Genomic DNA, 16,987 nt, shown 5'->3' on the forward strand with positions numbered 1-16,987 from the left:
ATGCGTGATTACGTAGAAATTGGCGTCGGCCGCGAGGCACGCCGCACCTATGACCTCAGCCAGGTGTCCCTGGTGCCTACCCGTCGTACGCGTTCCTCCAAGGACGTGGACACCTCCTGGAACATTGACGCCTACACCTTCGACGTTCCGTTCGTCTCGGCGCCGACTGATGCTCTTGCCACTCCCGAGTTCGTCATTGAGATGGGCAAGCAGGGCGGTCTCGGTGTCATCAACGCAGAGGGCCTGTGGGGCCGCCACGAGGACTTGGAGGGCGCGATTGCCCGCGTGACGGAGAACTTCGGCGACCTGTCTACGCTGCAGGAGCTGCATGCCGCACCCCTCAATGAAGAGCTGCTGGCCGAGCGCATCGCGCAGGTGCGCGATTCCGGCGTCACCGTGGCCGTGCGCGTGTCCCCGCAGCGTGCCCGCGAGCTCGCCCCGGTGGTCATCAAGGCCGGTGCAGAGCTGTTGTTCATCCACGGCACGCTGATTTCCGCCGAGCACGTGCAAACCGGCGGCGAGCCGCTCAACCTCAAGGAATTCATCGGTTCACTGGATACCCCGGTGATTGCTGGTGGCGTGGCGGATTACACCACGGCCCTGCACCTTATGCGCGCGGGCGCGGCCGGCATCATCGTCGGCTCCGGCGTGAACACTAACCCGGAGACTCTCGGCATTGATATCCCGATGGCGACCACCATCGCGGACGTTGCGGCCGCTCGCCGCGACTACCTGGATGAAACCGGGGGCCGCTACGTGCATGTGCTTGCCGACGGCGACATCCACACCTCCGCGGACATCGCCAAGGCCATTGCTTGTGGCGCCGATGGCGTCGTGCTGGGCCCGGTCCTCGCGCGTGCGGCGGAGGCCGGCGGTAAGGGCTGGTACTGGCCGTCGACGGCCGGCCACCCGCGTTTCCCGCGCGGCGTCATTGAGCCGGTTGGTGTGGCTGGCACCCTCCTCGGCGCCGCCGACGACGAAGCTGTCCCAGCGGGATCGCCGTCCCTCGAGGTCGTCGTGCATGGCCCATCCAATGAGCCACTGGGTGAGCTCAACCTCGTCGGTGGCCTCAAGCGCGCCATGGCCAAGTGCGGCTATACGGATCTGAAGTCCTTCCAGAAGGTGGGCCTGGCCGTCCGTTAATTCCGCGGGCGGCGGAAGCGCCACGGGGCGCGTGGGCGCAGCGCAATTGTGCGGAAAATGATGCGCCCGCGCGCTGGCACCATCGTTTGGACGACCGATGCCAATACCACCAAGGCAATGGCCGTGAGCTTGAGCGCGGTCACGCCCTGGGAGAGGAGCAGCCAGCCGAAGAAGGCGGCGAACACCGGCTCGAGGGCGATGAGAATGGAAAAGACATTGGGAGCAAGACGCTTGAGAGCGATGAACTCAAGTGTGTAGGGGATAAGTGACGCAAGCACGCCCGTTCCCAACGCCACGAACAGCAACCACGGATCGCTGACCAGAACGAGCGCGCCGCGTCCTCCCAGCGGCAGCAGCGTCAGCCCGCCAATGAACAGGGCCACTGCTAGACCATCTTGGCCGCTAAAGAGCGCTCCAGCCTTCTTACTTGCCAGGATGTAGGCAGCCCAACAAGCACCGGCCAACACCAAGAACACCACGCCGCGCGGGCTCAGCGGCTCTCCGGTCAACGAGTCCACGCCCAGTAGGGCCATACCGATGAGGGCGAGGGTGACGCAGGTGGCGTCGCGAAGCGACCGCGACAAAACCGCCGCCAACAGCAACGGGCCCACGAACTCAATGGTCACCGCGGGGCCTAGCGGAACCACCTCGATGCCCGCGTAGAAGAAGCCATTCATCAACCCCAACGACACACCAAACAGCGCAGCCGAAATCCACTTTTCCCGGTCCCACGTATGCACCTTGGGGCGCGCGATGAGCAACAGGATTGCCGAGGCCATCAGCAAACGCATCGACGCCGTTCCCCACGTGCCCGCATGAGGAAAGAGCTGAATGGCCAGGCTCGCTCCGAGCTGTAGCGAGATGCACGAGCCAATGACGCACAGGATAGCGAGCGGGTTGGTCATGCGGACTATTGTCCTACATTCCCTCGACATTCACTGCGAAAGGAGCACTGCGTTAAACTGGTGGCCGTGACTACCCCAAATACAACCCCGCGTCCTGTCCTCGTGGTGGACTTTGGCGCCCAGTACGCGCAGCTCATCGCCCGCCGCGTGCGTGAGGCCAACATCTACTCCGAGGTTGTCCCCAACTCTGCGTCGGTAGAAGACATTAAAGCCAAAAACCCGGCTGCGCTGATTCTTTCCGGCGGGCCGTCTTCGGTGTATGCCGATGGCGCCCCGGAGCTCAAGCCGGAGCTGCTCGAGCTCGGCATCCCGGTCTTTGGTATCTGCTACGGCTTCCAGTCCATGACTCGCGTCCTCGGCGGCACCGTGGCCGCCACTGGTGCCCGCGAGTACGGCCGCACGGACATGACCGTGTCCGGCGGCGTGCTGCATAAGGGCCTGGAGGACACCCACAAGGTATGGATGTCCCACGGCGATTCGGTCTCTGAAGCCCCGGAGGGCTTCGAGGTGACTGCCTCTTCCGACGGCGCGCCCGTGGCTGCCATGGAGTGCTTGTCCAAGAAGATGGCAGGCGTGCAGTACCACCCGGAGGTCCTGCACTCGCCGCACGGCCAAGAGGTGCTCACGCGCTTCCTTACTGAGGTGGCTGGTCTGGAGCAGAACTGGACCGCTGAGAACATTGCGGAGCGCCTCATTGAGGATGTGCGTGAGCAGATTGGCGAGGACGGCCACGCCATTTGCGCCCTGTCCGGTGGCGTGGATTCCGCCGTGGCCGCGGCCCTGGTGCAGCGCGCTATTGGTGACCGTTTGACCTGTGTCTTCGTCGACCACGGCCTGCTGCGCGCGGGCGAGCGTGAGCAGGTGGAGAAGGATTTCGTGGCGTCGACTGGCGCGAAGCTCATCACCGCTGATGAGCGCGAGGCGTTCCTTTCCAAGCTGGCTGGTGTGACTGAGCCGGAGGCTAAGCGTAAGGCCATCGGTGCGGAGTTCATCCGCTCCTTTGAGCGCGTCGTCGACCAAGCCCTGGACGGCCAGGACGCTGCGTTCCTGGTGCAGGGCACGCTCTACCCGGACGTGGTGGAGTCCGGCGGCGGTGATGGTACCGCGAACATTAAGTCCCACCACAATGTGGGCGGCCTGCCTGACGACGTCGAGTTCGAGCTCGTCGAGCCGCTGCGCCTGCTCTTCAAGGACGAGGTCCGTGCGGTTGGCCGCGAACTGGGCCTGCCGGAAGAAATCGTGGCACGCCAGCCGTTCCCGGGCCCGGGCCTGGGCATCCGCATCATTGGTGAGGTCACCGAAGAGCGTCTTGAGACCTTGCGTCAGGCGGACCTCATCGCGCGTACTGAGCTGACCAACGCTGGCCTGGATGGCGAGATTTGGCAGTGCCCGGTGGTGCTGCTTGCCGACGTCCGCTCGGTCGGCGTCCAAGGCGATGGCCGCACCTACGGACACCCGATCGTCCTGCGCCCGGTATCCTCCGAAGACGCCATGACTGCGGACTGGACCCGCCTGCCGTACGACGTGCTGGAGAAGATCTCTACCCGAATTACCAACGAAGTCAAGGATGTTAACCGAGTCGTGCTCGACGTGACGTCGAAGCCGCCAGGAACCATCGAGTGGGAGTAAACGCGTGGGGATGAAAAACCTTCGCACAGTAGCGCGGCCGTGCCCTAATGACTCAAGGGCGCGGCTGCGCTGTGTATTGTGCCCTGCGGTTGTTGCTGGGCGGTTTAGGGAATGATGGTGGGCGGGCCGCTGATCATGTCGTTGTAGAGCGCGATGTCACCGCTAATCGGCACGAGCTGGTCGCCTTGGATCTGGAGCTGAACGGTAGCGCGCTCCGTGATTCCTTCTGCCGTGGTGCCGCCGCGGCGGCCGAAGGTGGCTTGGAGGGTGTCGTCGCTTAGCACCTGCACATTTTCGATGCTGGCTGCCGTCACGCCGGTGTTGGCCAATGGGGTCGAACCCGACCAGACGATGAGGCCTTGGGCAATCGAGGATCCGAGCCCGCCTGGCCCGTTGAGATTGCCGTATGTCCCGCTCAGCACGGAGTAGCTGATAGGTGCGCAGGGGTTGTAGCCGCCATCGGTCACGGTGAAATAGAGTCGGGGCACGACGTCGCTGCGCAAAGCGGTGACTCCCTCAGCGCCGAGGCCGTAGCGCGTGTGGAAGTAAGCGTTTTCGGTGGCGCAGGTGTCTGCCGTGCCGGCTCGTGCTCCGCCGGGGTTGAAGGCAACGGCGGCGGCACGCGTTGCAGCTTGGGGAACAGAGCCGCCGCCAACGGAGGCTTCGGCAGCGAGCGGGGCGTTAGCGGCAGCATTCGGCATGCTGTGGTCAGTGGTCGTGGTTTCGGTGGCAGGGGAGCAGGCGGCGAGTGCCGCGCAGCCGAGGATGCAGGGAAGAATCAGGGAATATTTCATGACCCGAACGCTAGCAACAGGCCGCTTTCAGGAGGAAGGGGATGATTCCCCAGCGCCCCCAAAACGCACTGCTTCTAGCTCGGCGAAGGTGAAAAAATAGCCCCCTGAACGGGGCTTTTAGAGTGGGCGCGCACGTGTAGCCGCGCACCGAGGACTATTCCTCAGTGGGCGGCTGGTCGGAGGCTTGGACGCGCGGTGCGCCGGTGATTCGGCGCGGGGAACGAGGATTAACCCGGCGGCGGATCGGGCGGGCCAGTGCTAGCCGAACCACCGGGCGGTGAGGACGAGCGCGGCGGGTGCGCGGGGCTGGGAATTGGAACGGGCGGGCCCGCCCACGGCGGCAGGTAATGCACGCGGCCGTCGATGCGGTCCAAGCGGCCGCGGCCAGTTGGGTGCCGTGGGTCATCGTCGTTGACCGCATTGTGATACGCGCACAGCGGCACCATGTTGGCCATGTTGGTCGGCCCACCATCTTGGAAGCGGATGAGGTGATGAATCTGCGAATCCTCAGCAGGCGCATTGCAACCAGGCCACGCACACGTGGGATGCTCTGCCGACAGCGCAAGACGCTGCTTCGGGCTGGCAAAGCGGCTAGCCATGTAGAGGTTGACGGGGCCGTGGTGGGGATGGATAAGGGTGATGAGGCCGACGTCGGCAAGCTTTTCGCGCACAAACTCCGCACCCGTCATCGTGGCACCGTTGGTCAGCTGCAGCTCAATCTCCTCGCCATCGCCATCAATGATGCGGTCCATCTCATCGAGGCGCACGATGACGTTGGATTGGAGCTTCTGGCCTGAGCCGCCCCCGCCGCGGAACACGGTATGCGCCGCGGTGAGTAAGTCCTTGTCGGTCGTCTTGAGCACGGCCAGCAGCTTCGAGATGTTCAATGAGCTATCCGTGATGCTCAGCGTGTGGTTGCGGCCCTCCCGGCGCGTCACGCGCACGCCCGGGGCGGGGTCCTTGGGCGGGCGCCATTCCTTGAGCTTCGCTTTCGCCACCATGGGGATCTTCTCCCGCGGGGTAGCGGCCAGCAGCTGGCGCAACTCCCAGGCCTTGCGTGCCTTGAGCCGAGAACAGTAACGCTCGATGTCAAGGAGCGTGAACACATCGTGGCGCGTGCGGCGCGCTTTGCGCTGCCGGGAGCGGAACATGGTGTCGCCGAAGTACACCTCGTGCAGGTTGAGAAGCTTCGCCGCGAAGTCCGGCTGCGCGCCCATCTGAACCAGTTGTGCGCGCGTCACATCGGCGCACTGCTCGACGATGTCGAGCCCATGCGCTAGTGCCTGAATGTAACCCCCCAGTTGCATAGGCCACAGCCTAAACTAGGTCGAGCTATCGCGCTACTTGAGTGAAGAAATCGCAGTACACAGCTTATCGACGTCCCCCTCCTCCGTCGACCACGCCGTACAGAAACGCACCACGCGCTTATCCTCATGCTCGCCGAAGAATTCGCACACGAAGTCTTTCTTGAGCTGGTCTTCCTGCTCGCGGGTAAGAAGCGCAAACTGCTGGTTGGTGGGGGAGTCAAAGAGCATCTTGATGCCAGCGCTATGGAAGGCCCTCGCGATGCGCTGGGCCTGGGCGTTGGCGCGGGCGCAGATCTGCTCGTAGAGCGTTGCCGGAGCTGCAGCCTCAGCCTCAGTGAGCGCAGGATCACATGCACGATCAGGCTCAGGAGTGGCCGTGCTGAAGAGGGCGGAGAACTGCGCGCCGAGCAACCATCCTTTAGCTAGCAGCCCGCCGTGTTGTTTCATGGCGTGGCGGAAGCGCGGTGCACCTGTGGGGAAGACGATGGCCTCGCCGAAGAGGGCACCGCATTTGGTGCCGCCGATGGTGAAGACGTCGACAAGCGCGGCGAGATCCGGCAGGGTGACATCCGCGGCAGAAAGGCCGTAGCCGAGGCGGGCGCCGTCGACAAACAGGCGCAACTCGTACTCATTGCAGACGTTGCGTAAGTCGATGAGTTCTGCGCGGGTATAGGTGGTGCCGTATTCAGTGGGCTGCGTGATGTAGACCAGCGCGGGTTCGGGCATATGTTCCTCAATCCCGGAGGCGCGGTACTCCTCCACGCACGCGCGGACCTGCGCGGCGGTGATTTTCCCCAGCTGGTTCGGCAGGGTTATGACCTTGTGGCCGGAGTGTTCGATGGCGCCCGTCTCGTGCGTGGCGATGTGCCCGCTATCGGCCGAGATGACAGCCTCCCAGGGGCGCAGATGGTAGGCAATAATCGTGGCGTTGGCCTGAGTGCCGCCGACCATGAAGTGCACCTCGGCATCCGGCGCCTGGCAGGCGGCGCGCAGAGTATCGGCGGCCGCGGCGCACAGCTCATCGGCGCCATAGCCAGAATGCACGCCGCCTACCTCCGCGATGGCTTCCAGAACGCGGGGGTGGGCTAAACGGTGGTAGTCGTTGCCGAAGTGAATCATGCGGGCAAGTTTAGCCGGTGACGGTGAGCTCGCCGATGCCCTCGTCGATGTGGATATCCAGCAGCGCATTATCGTCATGGCGGTCCGTGCAGTTGCTTTCGCCCAGTCCGCCGTCACACGTGAGTGATACCGGGACGTCCTTCGGGAGGATGACCTCCACGGTGCCGATGCCGATATCGATGGTGACGTCGTGTTTGTCTTTCAGATCGTGGAGCTGGCTGAAGTCTACCGTTGAGGTACCGATACCCAGGTCATAGTGCTCTTCGAGCTCGTCCGCACTGGTGGGGGCGATGTGCTGAGAACCGACGTTAAAGCGGGCACTGAAGCCGGATTCCTCGTCAGCCTCGGAGACGAAGGAGACCCCAAGGAAGGCAATCGTCAGGGCGGCGCCCACGGCACCGAGAGCAATTGCTCCCTCAACCCACTGCGCACCGCGCTTCTTTTTCGGCTCTTCCCGCGGGCCCGGCTCCGGCAGGTCCCAGGCATCGGGCACTACGCCGAGAGGATCCCACGACGGCGGAGTCCTACGCCCAGGTGGGAAGGGGAAGCCCTCCGCCGGGCTATAGGCGTTAAGGTCAACCGGCTCTTCGCGCACGGGCTGTTCGGCCGCCAACAGCCCGCTGGGCGGCAGCGGCTCACGGCTATGCAGGGCGTACCACGCCAGCGCCATCAGCCCAAAGGTCAGCACGGCAGGGGGAAGGCCGCTGAGGAATTGCCCGCTCAAGAATAACGGGCCGGAGCTTAAGGTAAGAAGGACGCCAATAATCAGCATCCAGCCGAGCTCCTGCTCCTCCTTAGCGCCATCTTTGCCCAAGGCCGCATCGAGCGGGCAGTAAGGCGAGCCATAGCGCGGCATGAGCGCCCATGCGGTGAGGTAGGCGGCGATGCCACCGCCGAAAGCAAGTGTGGCGACCACAAAGGCCACGCGCACGATCGTCGGATCAATCTGGTAGCGCACCGCGATGCCTTCGCAGACACCGGCGATGTGGGCGTCGCCGCCCTGCTTTTTGGGAATACGGACAGGTCGGGTCGACCACATCTGGTTGAGTGTGTTGTTCTTCGTCATGCTTTTATCGTGCCGCGCGGGGCCTTGTGGCGAAATCGGTAATCGCCCTGATTTTTCCACCTCAGGGTTGTCCCTGATGTGCGTGAGGGGGTCACCGTGCGACTATAACGAGTATGACTTCGCCCTATGTGCCTGCAGAGAACGCAGCACCGTATCCGTTGATGTCGCGCCCCCAGTCTGGTCGCGTGGTGGCCGGCGTGGCTGCGGGGCTCGCGCAGCATCTGCAGATTCCGGTGCTCTACGTCCGCATTGCGCTTACCGTGCTGACGGTGATGGGCGGGGTGGGAGCGATGGTCTATGCCGGGCTGTGGATGTCCACGCCTGCGCTTGACGACGGCCCCTCCTCCCGCAGCCCCTTCTCCCTCCTGCTGGTGTTCTTAGCGCTGGTGGGAGGGGTAATTGGGGTGTTGGGGGTATCGGGGGCGTCGCCAAGCGCAATGGTGCCGTTGGCTGCTGTGGGCGTCGGTGCGGTCCTGGCGTGGCTAGCCTACGACCGCGGCTTGAATACGCCGGTGGGCATGGTGAGCGTCGTGGCTGGTGCCGCGTTGGTCATCGTGGGCGTTGTGGTGGCGGCGGTGACGTGGGAGAGCGGATCCGGTTCGGCGATTGTGGCTACGGCGCTGACGCTGGTGGGTTTTGGTGCGCTGGTGGTGCCGCTGGTGCTCAAGCTGTGGCGTTCCCTGTCGCAGGAGCAGGCGGCGAAGGCGGTGTCGGAGGAACGCACGGAGATTGCCTCCCGCCTGCACGATTCGGTGCTGCAGACGCTGGCGCTCATCCAGAAGCGCGCGGAGGATCCGCGGGAGGTGACGCGTTTAGCGCGTGCCCAAGAACGTGAGCTGCGGGCCTGGCTTTTCGACGCCCCCTCGTCGGCCCCCACCACCTGTTTCGGTGCTCTCGACGCGGCATGCGGGGAGGTGGAGGACCTTTTCGACCTGCGAGTCTCCCCGGTGACGGTGGGCGAGGACGCGGAACTGACGGAGTCCGCCAAGCTGCTTATCCAAGCGGCGCGCGAGGCCATGGTGAATGCCGGCAAACATGCGGGCGTGGACATGGTGGATGTGTATGCGGAGCTGCTGGCCGGCGAGTTGAGCATTTTTGTCCGTGACCGTGGAGTGGGTTTCGAGGTGGAGGACATTCCCGCTGATAGGCACGGCATTCGTGAGAGTATTCGCGCGCGCGTAGAAGGCGCTGGTGGGCGTGTGAGAATTACCTCGACCCCGGGGGAGGGCACCGAGGTGGAGCTCACGGTAGCGTTGTGAACATGGTGAAGGTCTTTCTGGTTGATGATCACTCCGTCTTCCGCGCTGGCGTGCGCGCTGAGCTGGCGGCGGCCCCGGAGATCGAGATCGTCGGGGATGCGGGCACCGTTGCGGAGGCGCTGGAGGGCATTGCGCGTACCTCGCCGGACGTGGTGCTTCTCGACGTCCACATGCCCGACGGCGGCGGCCTCGCCGTCATTAATGCGACGGCACAGCAGTCGTCGCGGCCGGTGTTTTTGGCGCTGAGCGTGTCGGATGCGGCAGAAGATGTCATTGCGCTGATTCGGGCGGGCGCGCGTGGCTATGTCACCAAGAATATTTCCGGCCCCGACTTAGCCCAAGCGATAGCGCAGGTCAACAGTGGGGACGCGTATTTCTCACCGCGGCTGGCGGGTTTTGTCCTTGATGCTTTTGCCTCCGGCGCGCCCGCCCCGGAGCCGGAGGAGGGCCAAGACCCAGTGGTGGATGCGCTCACAAGGCGTGAGCTGGAGGTCTTAAGGCTGCTTGCGCGCGGCTATACGTACCGCGAGATTGGCAAGCAGTTGTTTATTTCGGTCAAGACCGTGGAAACGCATGCCTCCAACATTTTGCGCAAGACCCAGCAGTCCAACCGCCACCAGCTCACCCGCTGGGCTACCTCACGCGATTTGGCTTAAGGTGTGTTAGGCGTAGGCGAGCCTGCGGGAGCCGTCCACATGTGGGAACAGCAGGAACGCGGCCCCGAAGACCAGTGCCCACACCAGGGCGCTGCCCCAGGCTGGTAGAGCGATAAGTGGGGCGGCCATGATGGCGAGCCACAGCACCATGAGCGGTAGCAGCTGTGCTATGGAAGGCAGCAGGGAGACGTTGTGATCCTCGGCGAACTCGCGCATACGCTGGCGGTAGGGGTGCAAGAATACCAGCGTGCAGGCCGCAAGGATAAAAACCAGACTGAGCCCGAGCGCTAGGCCGAAGTGGATACGGCTCGTGCCCACCGCCACGGCGGCACCGGCCAGCAGCGAGGCGCCGAGGCGTACCCACAGCGGAGCGGGGATGGGGGTGGTGTGCGCGTGGAGGGGGTTCATGGCGCCTAACGCTACCAGTGCAATTGCGCGTGTCCGGTGAGAGGTTCATAATAGGAGCTATGAATCAAACAGGTGTTCGCGTCGCGGGTGGCTCACGGGTCGACCAGATCGCGGCTTTGCGCGCCCAGATTCAACGTCTGGAAACACCAGACGTGGCGGCGGATGTCCAGCCAGATGTGGACATGCTCACCGTCCCCGAAGGTCTATCTTTGCTGCTACCAGGCGGTGGTTTGCCCCGAAAGCAGGCCACCGTGTGTGCGGAGTGTGCGGCTTTGGTGGTGGAACTCGTGAGCCATGTTAGCGCGGCGGGCGGACACGTGGGCATCGTAGGTTGGCCAGACCTCTCGCTCGCACAGGTGGCCGAGGAAGGAGATGTCTCCCGGGTCATCGTTGTGCCCGATCCGGGAGCCGAGCCGTGGGCAGTCGCCGGAGTGTTGTGTGAGGGGCTGGATCTTGTCGTGCACAAAGGCTTAGGCGAGCTTAGCCCCACGCGAGCGCGGCCAGTTCTGGCCAAGGTGCGCGGCGGACAAGCGGCACTGCTGACCGTCGGCGCGCGGCTACCGGGCACGGTCACGGAGATTGACGCAGATGTCGTGGCGGTGCGCGGTGTAGGTCGCGGCAGCGGGCGTATTAGGGGAGTGGACATTGAGGTGCGGGTGGCGTCGAAAAGCGCACGCCCGCGCCGAGGGGTGCTCACCTGCGGCGAGAGGGCTGAGCGCCCACGCCTGGAGGTGGTATGAGAGTCGCGGCCCTGTGGTTCCCGGATTGGCCTATCCAGGCGCTGCAGGACGCTGATAGGCCAGCATGTGTGATTGCCGCGCAGCACCACGTAGTGGTGTGCAATGCGGCGGCGCGCCGGGCCGGAGTGCGCCGCGGGATGCGCGTGCGCCAAGCCCAAGCAGTGCTGCCGGATGTGCGAGTGGAGGAGGCTAACCCGGACCGCGATGGTGCGGTCTTCGCCGAGATTGCCGCGGGGCTTGATGCGGTGGCGTCCTCGGTGGAGGTCCTGCGCCCCGGCCTGGTTATCGTGGATGCGGGTGCTGCGGGGCGTTTCCACGGAAGTGAGGATAGGGCAGTGGAGATGCTTGTCGACGCCTCCTCGAGAGCCCACCTCGACGCCACCGTCGGCGTTGCCGACGAGATTGCTACCGCGCTCATTGCCGCGCGCCACGACAACCTCGGCGCGGTGGTTTCCCCAGGTGGGTCGCGGGAGTTCCTGGCGAATCAACCAGTGGGAGTACTCGCCGCGGAGGTGGCATTGGGCTGTCCGCCTGATGTAGTCCATACCGTGCAGCGCCTCGGTGTGCGCACATTGGGAGAGCTTGCCGGCTTGCCGCTGCGCCAGGTCACCACGCGCTTCGGGGAAGCCGGGCGGCGTTGTCACGCGGTGGCCTCGGCAGCGCCCGATCGGCGCGTGGCGCCGGAACTACTTCGCCCCGACCTAGGCGTGGAGCAGGCCTTTGAGGAACCGCTCGAGCGCGTGGACGCGGCGGCGTTCGCCGCGCGCCAGCTGGCGGCACGACTACACGCGGTGCTCGATCACGCGGGCCTTATCTGCATGCGCCTGCGCGTCATCGCCGAATTTGAGGGAGGCACGCGTCTCGAGCGCATTTGGCGCACCCAGGAGGCACTGAGCGAGGCCGCTACGGCAGACCGCGTGCGTTGGCAGCTCGATGGGTGGCTGAGTAGTGCGCGGGCGGGCGAAGGTGGGGGCGTCGAGAAGCTTGTGCTGGAACCGGTGGAAGTCGCCCCACCTGGGGATAGTGTGCTTTGGGGCGCGAGTGAGTCAACGGAGCAGGCCAAGCGGGTCATCGCGCGCGTGCAATCGCAGCTCGGTGTGGACCGTGTGCTGCAGCCGCGCCCGGCGGCGGGCCGTGGGGTAGCCGAGCGTATCGAGCTGATTCCCTACGGCGAGCAGCGCGACCCTGCCCCGGAGGGCACGTGGCCCGGGCGCATCCCCGCGCCGCTGCCGGCGAGCCTGGCGCACCCCGCCGCGCGCATCCGGCTTATCGACGCCTCTGCAGCCGACATCATCGTCACCGCCGAAGCCCTCCTCTCTGGTGAACCTGCGGGCCTAGGGTGGGGGCGCCACCGCTACCGCGTGACCGGGTGGGCCGGCCCCTGGCCAGTGGATACCGGCTGGTGGGATCCGAACGAGGCGCAGCGCTGTGCGCGCCTGCAAGTCGTGGGAGAAAACGACAACGGCCAGCGCGCCTGGCTCCTCGTGTGGGCAGGCGGGCGCTGGTCGGTGGAGGCGACGTATACCTAGTTCTGGATATCGATAACCAGACGCGTCGGTGCCTTAAGTACCTGGACGGAGTAGGGGTGGCGCCCGGCAAGGCCGATGACGAACTGCGAACGGGCCTCGAAGGTGCCGGCGTTAACCACCTGGGTCACCATGCCGCCAGCGCCCTTGACCGTGCCGATGTTCGGGTCTTCCATATCGAGCTGGAAAGGATATGCTGTGCCGTCAATGCTGACGTTCAGCGCCGTGGCGCCCTCATAAGAAATCGGGTTGCCCGAGCCTTGTTGGGCGGGGGAGTCGGCGTAATCAATAAACCAGCCCGGTGAGCCATTGCCGGTGAACTCGAAGACGACGCGGTCAAAACCGTCGTGTTTGCCCACGCGCACATCCGTGACCACCAGCTCGGACGGCACTGGTGGGCGGAGGGTTTTCATCTCCAGGTTGGCATCGCCTAGTGGGGTCAGCCCGGCGGGCGCCGTGGCGTTCTGGGCAGTCGAGGTGGACGCGCCGGACAAGGTGGCGTCGACGGTAGCGGTCGGCGCGGAGGTGTCGTCGGAGGACACGGAGCAGCCCTGTAGCACGAGCGCACTCGAGGCGACGAATGCCGCCACGGAAGTGGCTGCGCGCGAGAGAGTGTGTTTCGGCATAACGTTGAGCGTAGCTGCCCAAGGCGGAATTCCTGGAACCGAAGTGAACATCGTAACCACATTGTTGTGAAAGAAGTGATGACAGTTAAACTGGCGCCATGACCTTCTGCTCCGATATCCAGGTAGAACCCCTGGCTGGTACCGCTAAGCAAGAATCCGTCTACGTCCTCTTCGAGTGGCCCGCGGCGTGGTCCCGGGATGTGCTCGACGGCCACACTTTCGGCCCCGGCCTTACGGAGAAGCTTAAGGCCAAGCTCAAGGGCGTAGCCGGCCTGCAGCTCATCCGCCGCCCAGGCCGCGCTGGTCGCGAGCGCGATACGGGGCATTTCCGCTGCTTCGTGGTCTGGGCCCGCGAGGGCCTTGTGCAGGACTACATTCTCAACGGCCCAGAGGACATTCTGGACCTTGACTTGGAGAATCCGCGCGGCACGTGCTTGCCGTTGGTATTGGTGTGTACTCACGCCAAGCGCGATGCCTGTTGTGCGGTGAAGGGGCGTCCACTGGCTGCCTCGCTCGCCTGTGAATACGAGGAGACCGTGTGGGAGACCTCGCACACCAAGGGCCACCGTTTCGCGCCTTCGGTGTTGCTCATGCCGTGGGGCTACTCTTTCGGCCGCCTCAACGTAGAGGCCGGCCGCGAGCTTGTGGGCAAGGCTTTGCGCGGTGAGTATTTCTACCCGGCCAACCGCGGCTCGGGGTTGAATACGCCGAAGGACCAGGTGGCAGAACTCGCCGTGGCGCGCGAGCTTCTCGACGCCTCCGAGAACCTCCACTACGGCGACCTCCACGTCGCCGCGGCGGATGAGCCCGCGGCGGAGGCAACTGCCGCGGAGGATAGCGTCACCGTGCGCCATCGCGATGGCCGCGCGTGGGTAGTGGAGCTCGAAGAAAAAGAGGCCTCCGGCGTCGTCTCCTCCTGCGGAGACGAGCCAAAGACCTCTTCCTACTTTGCCGCGCGTCGCGTCTTGCGACGCGACGCGTAGGGGACGGACGCGGCGCGGTTAGCGGCGCATAATCTTCGCCGAGAGCCAGTTGCCAAAGAACTGGGCTGCCTGGACCAGCACGATGATGATGAGGGTAGCCACCACGGTGACTTCCCACTCGAAGGCGCGGTAGCCGTAAACAATGGCGAAGTCACCCAAGCCACCGCCGCCGACGTAGCCGGCCATGGCGGACATGTCGACGATGCCGATAAACAGGAAGGTGTAGCCCAGCACCAGCGGGCCCAGCGCTTCCGGAATGATGACCGTGGTGATGATCTTCCACGGCGAAGCACCCATCGAACGGGCCGCTTCAATCACGCCCGGGTCGAGCGCCACGAGGTTCTGCTCCACGATGCGAGCCACCGCGAAGGTCGCCGCAATAACCATGACGAACGTGGCGGGTTCGCGGCCGATAGAACTTCCCAAGACCGCCACCGTGAGCGGCTGGACGAAGGCCAGCAAAATGATGAACGGAATCGGGCGAACGAAGTTCACCAGGATGTTGATGATGAAGTAGATGACTTTGTTCTGCAGGATTCCGCCCGGGCGGGTGGTGTAGAGCAGAATGCCGAGAACCAAGCCGATGATGCCTGCAAGCACCATGGTGGTAGCGACCATGATGAGGGTGTCTTTAATGGCGTCGACAAGCGTGCCGCCCAGCCGGTCCCAATTGGCTTCTGCGAGGTAGGTGACGTTCATCGTTGAATCTCCTCAATCTCGGTGGTGCGTTGCATGTGCGCGTAGAACTCTTCGATAGCAGCATCCGGGCCGTTGAGGCGCACGGTGATCTTGCCAAAGGAATGCTTCTGCAACGTCGTAATACCGCCGTGGACCACGGCGATGGACACGCCCGCGTCCGCAAGCTTGCCGGCGGCGCCGAAGAAGCCAGAATTTTCGGTTAGGTTGATGGTGAACAGGCGTCCCTCGTGGGCAAGCAGGTCATCGGCCTCGACCACGTCCGGGGTATTGCGCAGCGAGGTAGCCACGAACTTCTCCGCCACGCTGGTCTGCGGATTGGAGAAGACCTCGTAGACGCTGCCATCCTCAATGACGCGGCCATTTTCCATAACGGCGACCTTGTCGGCGATGGACCGTACAACGTCCATCTCGTGGGTAATGACCACGATGGTGATGCCGAGGTCGCGGTTGACCTTGCGCAGTAGGTCGAGGACCTCGTGCGTGGTAGTCGGGTCGAGGGCCGAAGTGGCCTCATCCGCCAGCAGCAGGGAAGGGTTGTTAGCCAAGGCGCGGGCGATGCCCACGCGCTGTTTCTGGCCACCGGAGAGCTGCTCCGGGTAGTTATCGCCCTTGTTCGCCAGGCCGACGAACTCCAAAAGCTCCTGGACGCGCTTCTTACGCTCCTGCTTCTCGACGCCCTGCAGCTTCAACGGGTACTCAATATTGCCCGCCGCGGTGCGCGAGGACATGAGGTTGAACTGCTGGAAAATCATGCCGATGTTACGGCGGATGCCGCGCAGCTGCTTTTCGGGCATGCCGACGACATCGGTGCCGTCGAGAAACAGCTGACCCGACGTCGGGGTGTCCAGGCCGTTGATCATGCGCACCAGCGTGGACTTGCCGGCGCCGGAGAAACCGATGATGCCGACGATCTCGCCGGACTCGACGGTTAGGGAAACATTGTCGAGCGCTTTCGTCGTGGTCTTTTTATTCTTGAAGACTTTGGTGATGTTGAGGAACTCAATCCGGGTGCCGCGAGGGGCGCCAGTGTGGTCAATCACGTGAGGTGTCCTTGTGGGGTTATATGAATCATGTGTAACGGCCAAATCCCCCGGCCACGCACCGAAGCGTGAACACGGGGGCACATATGGCGTATCAGGGCGGCGAGAGCTTAGGCTTCCTCTTCGAGGCGGTCCAGAATCTCCTGCAGCTCTTCCTGCGGGCGGTCCACAGCCACGGCGGTGTCGCCAGAGGACTTCAGGACGGCTTCGGTGACCTTCGGATCCTTCCACAGCTTGGCTAGCTCGTGGAGGGTCTCGTTGTCAGCATCCTCGGCACGTACGGCCCAGACGTTGATGTAGGGCTCTGCCTCGGTGGAGTTCGGGTCATCTTGTGCCACAGCGGACTTCGGATCGATGCCCGCGCGCTCCAGGAAGGAGTTGTTGATGACGGCCGGCTTGCCCTCGCCGTAAGCGGCTGGGGTCTGAGCGGCATCCACCGGGGTGACGGTGACCTTGGACTTCTTCTCGTCGACGTCGAGCGGAGTCGGAATCAGCGGGCTGTCCTCCTTGAGGGTGACCAGGCCCTCCTGAGCCAGCAGGCCAATGGCGCGGCCCTGGTTCGTGGAGTCATTCGGGATGGCCACTTCCTGGCCCTCAATGCCGGAAAGGTCCTTGTGGTCCTTCCAATAGATGGCCAGCGGGTAAATCTCGGTGGAGGCGAGCGGGACGAGGTCGGTGCCGTTGCCCTGGTTGTACTTGGCCAAGAACTGCAGGTGCTGGAACTTGTTGGCGGTCAGCTGACCCTGATCCAGCGCCTGGTTCGGGGTGTTGTAGTCCGCGAAGTTCTCCAGCTTCACGTCGTAGCCGGCCTCCTTGGCCAGGTCCTGGAAGACAGCCCATTCTTCCATGTTGGCATCGGTAGTGCCGATGGTGATGGTGGAGTCCTTGGTGATTTCCTCGCCGGAGCCCTGCGCTTCAGAGTCCGAGGAGTCGGAGGAGCAGGCGACCAGGCCGGTAGCGGCGATGACGGCTGCCGAGGTGGCAGCAAGTACGCGACGGATGCTCATGATGGGTCTTAGTGTCCCTTCTTCTTGGTCGTGCGGCACGTGGTGGGGCACCGCAGGTGATTACACTGCTCGAAAAACTA

At 64.1% G+C, this 16,987-nt stretch carries 17 protein-coding genes; 7 read left to right on the forward strand and 10 right to left on the reverse strand.

The window, feature by feature from the left end; genetic code table 11:
* The gene (locus QP922_RS01120) at positions 1 to 1,143 is read left to right on the forward strand and encodes a GuaB3 family IMP dehydrogenase-related protein (RefSeq protein ID WP_284807411.1); all 1,143 of its coding nucleotides are present in this window, start codon (positions 1 to 3) and stop codon (positions 1,141 to 1,143) included.
* On the opposite strand, the gene QP922_RS01125 is transcribed toward QP922_RS01120, so the two are convergent.
* On the reverse strand, positions 1,140 to 2,048 hold the full coding sequence (locus QP922_RS01125) for an EamA family transporter (protein ID WP_284807412.1): 909 nt from the start codon (positions 2,046 to 2,048) through the stop codon (positions 1,140 to 1,142). The genes QP922_RS01120 and QP922_RS01125 overlap by 4 nt on opposite strands.
* Before the next feature lie 66 nt (positions 2,049 to 2,114).
* On the opposite strand from QP922_RS01125, the gene guaA reads away from it, so the two are divergent.
* Positions 2,115 to 3,677 (forward strand): glutamine-hydrolyzing GMP synthase, encoded by a 1,563-nt coding sequence (gene guaA / locus QP922_RS01130; RefSeq protein ID WP_210388201.1) that lies wholly within the window; start codon positions 2,115 to 2,117, stop codon positions 3,675 to 3,677.
* A 104-nt stretch (positions 3,678 to 3,781) separates the two neighbouring features.
* Here guaA and QP922_RS01135 read toward each other — a convergent pair whose 3' ends face one another.
* From QP922_RS01135 to QP922_RS01150, 4 genes are all read right to left on the reverse strand, one after another.
* Positions 3,782 to 4,471 (reverse strand): hypothetical protein, encoded by a 690-nt coding sequence (locus QP922_RS01135; protein WP_284807414.1) that lies wholly within the window; start codon positions 4,469 to 4,471, stop codon positions 3,782 to 3,784.
* Positions 4,472 to 4,698: 227 nt separating this feature from the next.
* Complete coding sequence (locus tag QP922_RS01140; RefSeq protein WP_284807415.1) at positions 4,699 to 5,778, reverse strand: HNH endonuclease signature motif containing protein; 1,080 nt, start codon at positions 5,776 to 5,778, stop codon at positions 4,699 to 4,701.
* A gap of 33 nt (positions 5,779 to 5,811) precedes the next feature.
* Entirely contained in the window at positions 5,812 to 6,897 is a 1,086-nt protein-coding gene (locus QP922_RS01145; protein ID WP_284807416.1) for a threonine aldolase family protein, read from the reverse strand.
* 10 nt (positions 6,898 to 6,907) lie between these two features.
* The gene (locus QP922_RS01150) at positions 6,908 to 7,963 is read right to left on the reverse strand and encodes a PspC domain-containing protein (protein ID WP_284807417.1); all 1,056 of its coding nucleotides are present in this window, start codon (positions 7,961 to 7,963) and stop codon (positions 6,908 to 6,910) included.
* A gap of 113 nt (positions 7,964 to 8,076) precedes the next feature.
* On the opposite strand from QP922_RS01150, the gene QP922_RS01155 reads away from it, so the two are divergent.
* Together QP922_RS01155 and QP922_RS01160 are read left to right on the forward strand one after the other, a co-directional pair.
* Complete coding sequence (locus QP922_RS01155; protein WP_284807418.1) at positions 8,077 to 9,222, forward strand: ATP-binding protein; 1,146 nt, start codon at positions 8,077 to 8,079, stop codon at positions 9,220 to 9,222.
* Between the two features lie 2 nt (positions 9,223 to 9,224).
* Positions 9,225 to 9,878 carry a response regulator gene (locus tag QP922_RS01160; protein ID WP_284807419.1) on the forward strand — a complete coding sequence of 218 codons (654 nt, stop codon included), beginning with the start codon at positions 9,225 to 9,227 and terminating at the stop codon, positions 9,876 to 9,878.
* Positions 9,879 to 9,884: 6 nt separating this feature from the next.
* On the opposite strand, the gene QP922_RS01165 is transcribed toward QP922_RS01160, so the two are convergent.
* Complete coding sequence (locus tag QP922_RS01165; RefSeq protein WP_284807421.1) at positions 9,885 to 10,286, reverse strand: hypothetical protein; 402 nt, start codon at positions 10,284 to 10,286, stop codon at positions 9,885 to 9,887.
* A 59-nt stretch (positions 10,287 to 10,345) separates the two neighbouring features.
* On the opposite strand from QP922_RS01165, the gene imuA' reads away from it, so the two are divergent.
* On the forward strand, positions 10,346 to 11,026 hold the full coding sequence (gene imuA', locus QP922_RS01170; protein ID WP_284807422.1) for a DnaE2-dependent mutagenesis accessory factor ImuA': 681 nt from the start codon (positions 10,346 to 10,348) through the stop codon (positions 11,024 to 11,026).
* The gene (locus tag QP922_RS01175; protein WP_284807423.1) at positions 11,023 to 12,555 is read left to right on the forward strand and encodes a DNA polymerase Y family protein; all 1,533 of its coding nucleotides are present in this window, start codon (positions 11,023 to 11,025) and stop codon (positions 12,553 to 12,555) included. The genes imuA' and QP922_RS01175 overlap by 4 nt, the downstream gene beginning before the upstream one ends.
* Here QP922_RS01175 and QP922_RS01180 read toward each other — a convergent pair.
* Positions 12,552 to 13,178 (reverse strand): AMIN-like domain-containing (lipo)protein, encoded by a 627-nt coding sequence (locus tag QP922_RS01180; RefSeq protein WP_284807425.1) that lies wholly within the window; start codon positions 13,176 to 13,178, stop codon positions 12,552 to 12,554. The two genes, QP922_RS01175 and QP922_RS01180, sit on opposite strands and share 4 nt — an antisense overlap.
* A 98-nt stretch (positions 13,179 to 13,276) precedes the next feature.
* On the opposite strand from QP922_RS01180, the gene QP922_RS01185 reads away from it, so the two are divergent.
* On the forward strand, positions 13,277 to 14,161 hold the full coding sequence (locus QP922_RS01185) for a sucrase ferredoxin (RefSeq protein WP_070673564.1): 885 nt from the start codon (positions 13,277 to 13,279) through the stop codon (positions 14,159 to 14,161).
* Positions 14,162 to 14,179: 18 nt separating this feature from the next.
* On the opposite strand, the gene QP922_RS01190 is transcribed toward QP922_RS01185, so the two are convergent.
* The 3 genes from QP922_RS01190 to QP922_RS01200 all read right to left on the reverse strand — a co-directional run bounded on the left by QP922_RS01190 (position 14,180) and on the right by QP922_RS01200 (position 16,907).
* On the reverse strand, positions 14,180 to 14,860 hold the full coding sequence (locus QP922_RS01190) for a methionine ABC transporter permease (RefSeq protein ID WP_070673566.1): 681 nt from the start codon (positions 14,858 to 14,860) through the stop codon (positions 14,180 to 14,182).
* A complete protein-coding gene (locus QP922_RS01195; protein ID WP_284807426.1) occupies positions 14,857 to 15,900 on the reverse strand; it encodes a methionine ABC transporter ATP-binding protein in 1,044 nt (347 codons plus the stop codon). The genes QP922_RS01190 and QP922_RS01195 overlap by 4 nt, the downstream gene beginning before the upstream one ends.
* Before the next feature lie 110 nt (positions 15,901 to 16,010).
* Entirely contained in the window at positions 16,011 to 16,907 is an 897-nt protein-coding gene (locus QP922_RS01200) for a MetQ/NlpA family ABC transporter substrate-binding protein (protein WP_284807427.1), read from the reverse strand.
* Positions 16,908 to 16,987: the final 80 nt, after the last annotated feature.

Origin of the sequence: Corynebacterium sp. MSK218, assembly GCF_030232655.1 — a bacterium.
Lineage (GTDB): Bacteria > Actinomycetota > Actinomycetes > Mycobacteriales > Mycobacteriaceae > Corynebacterium.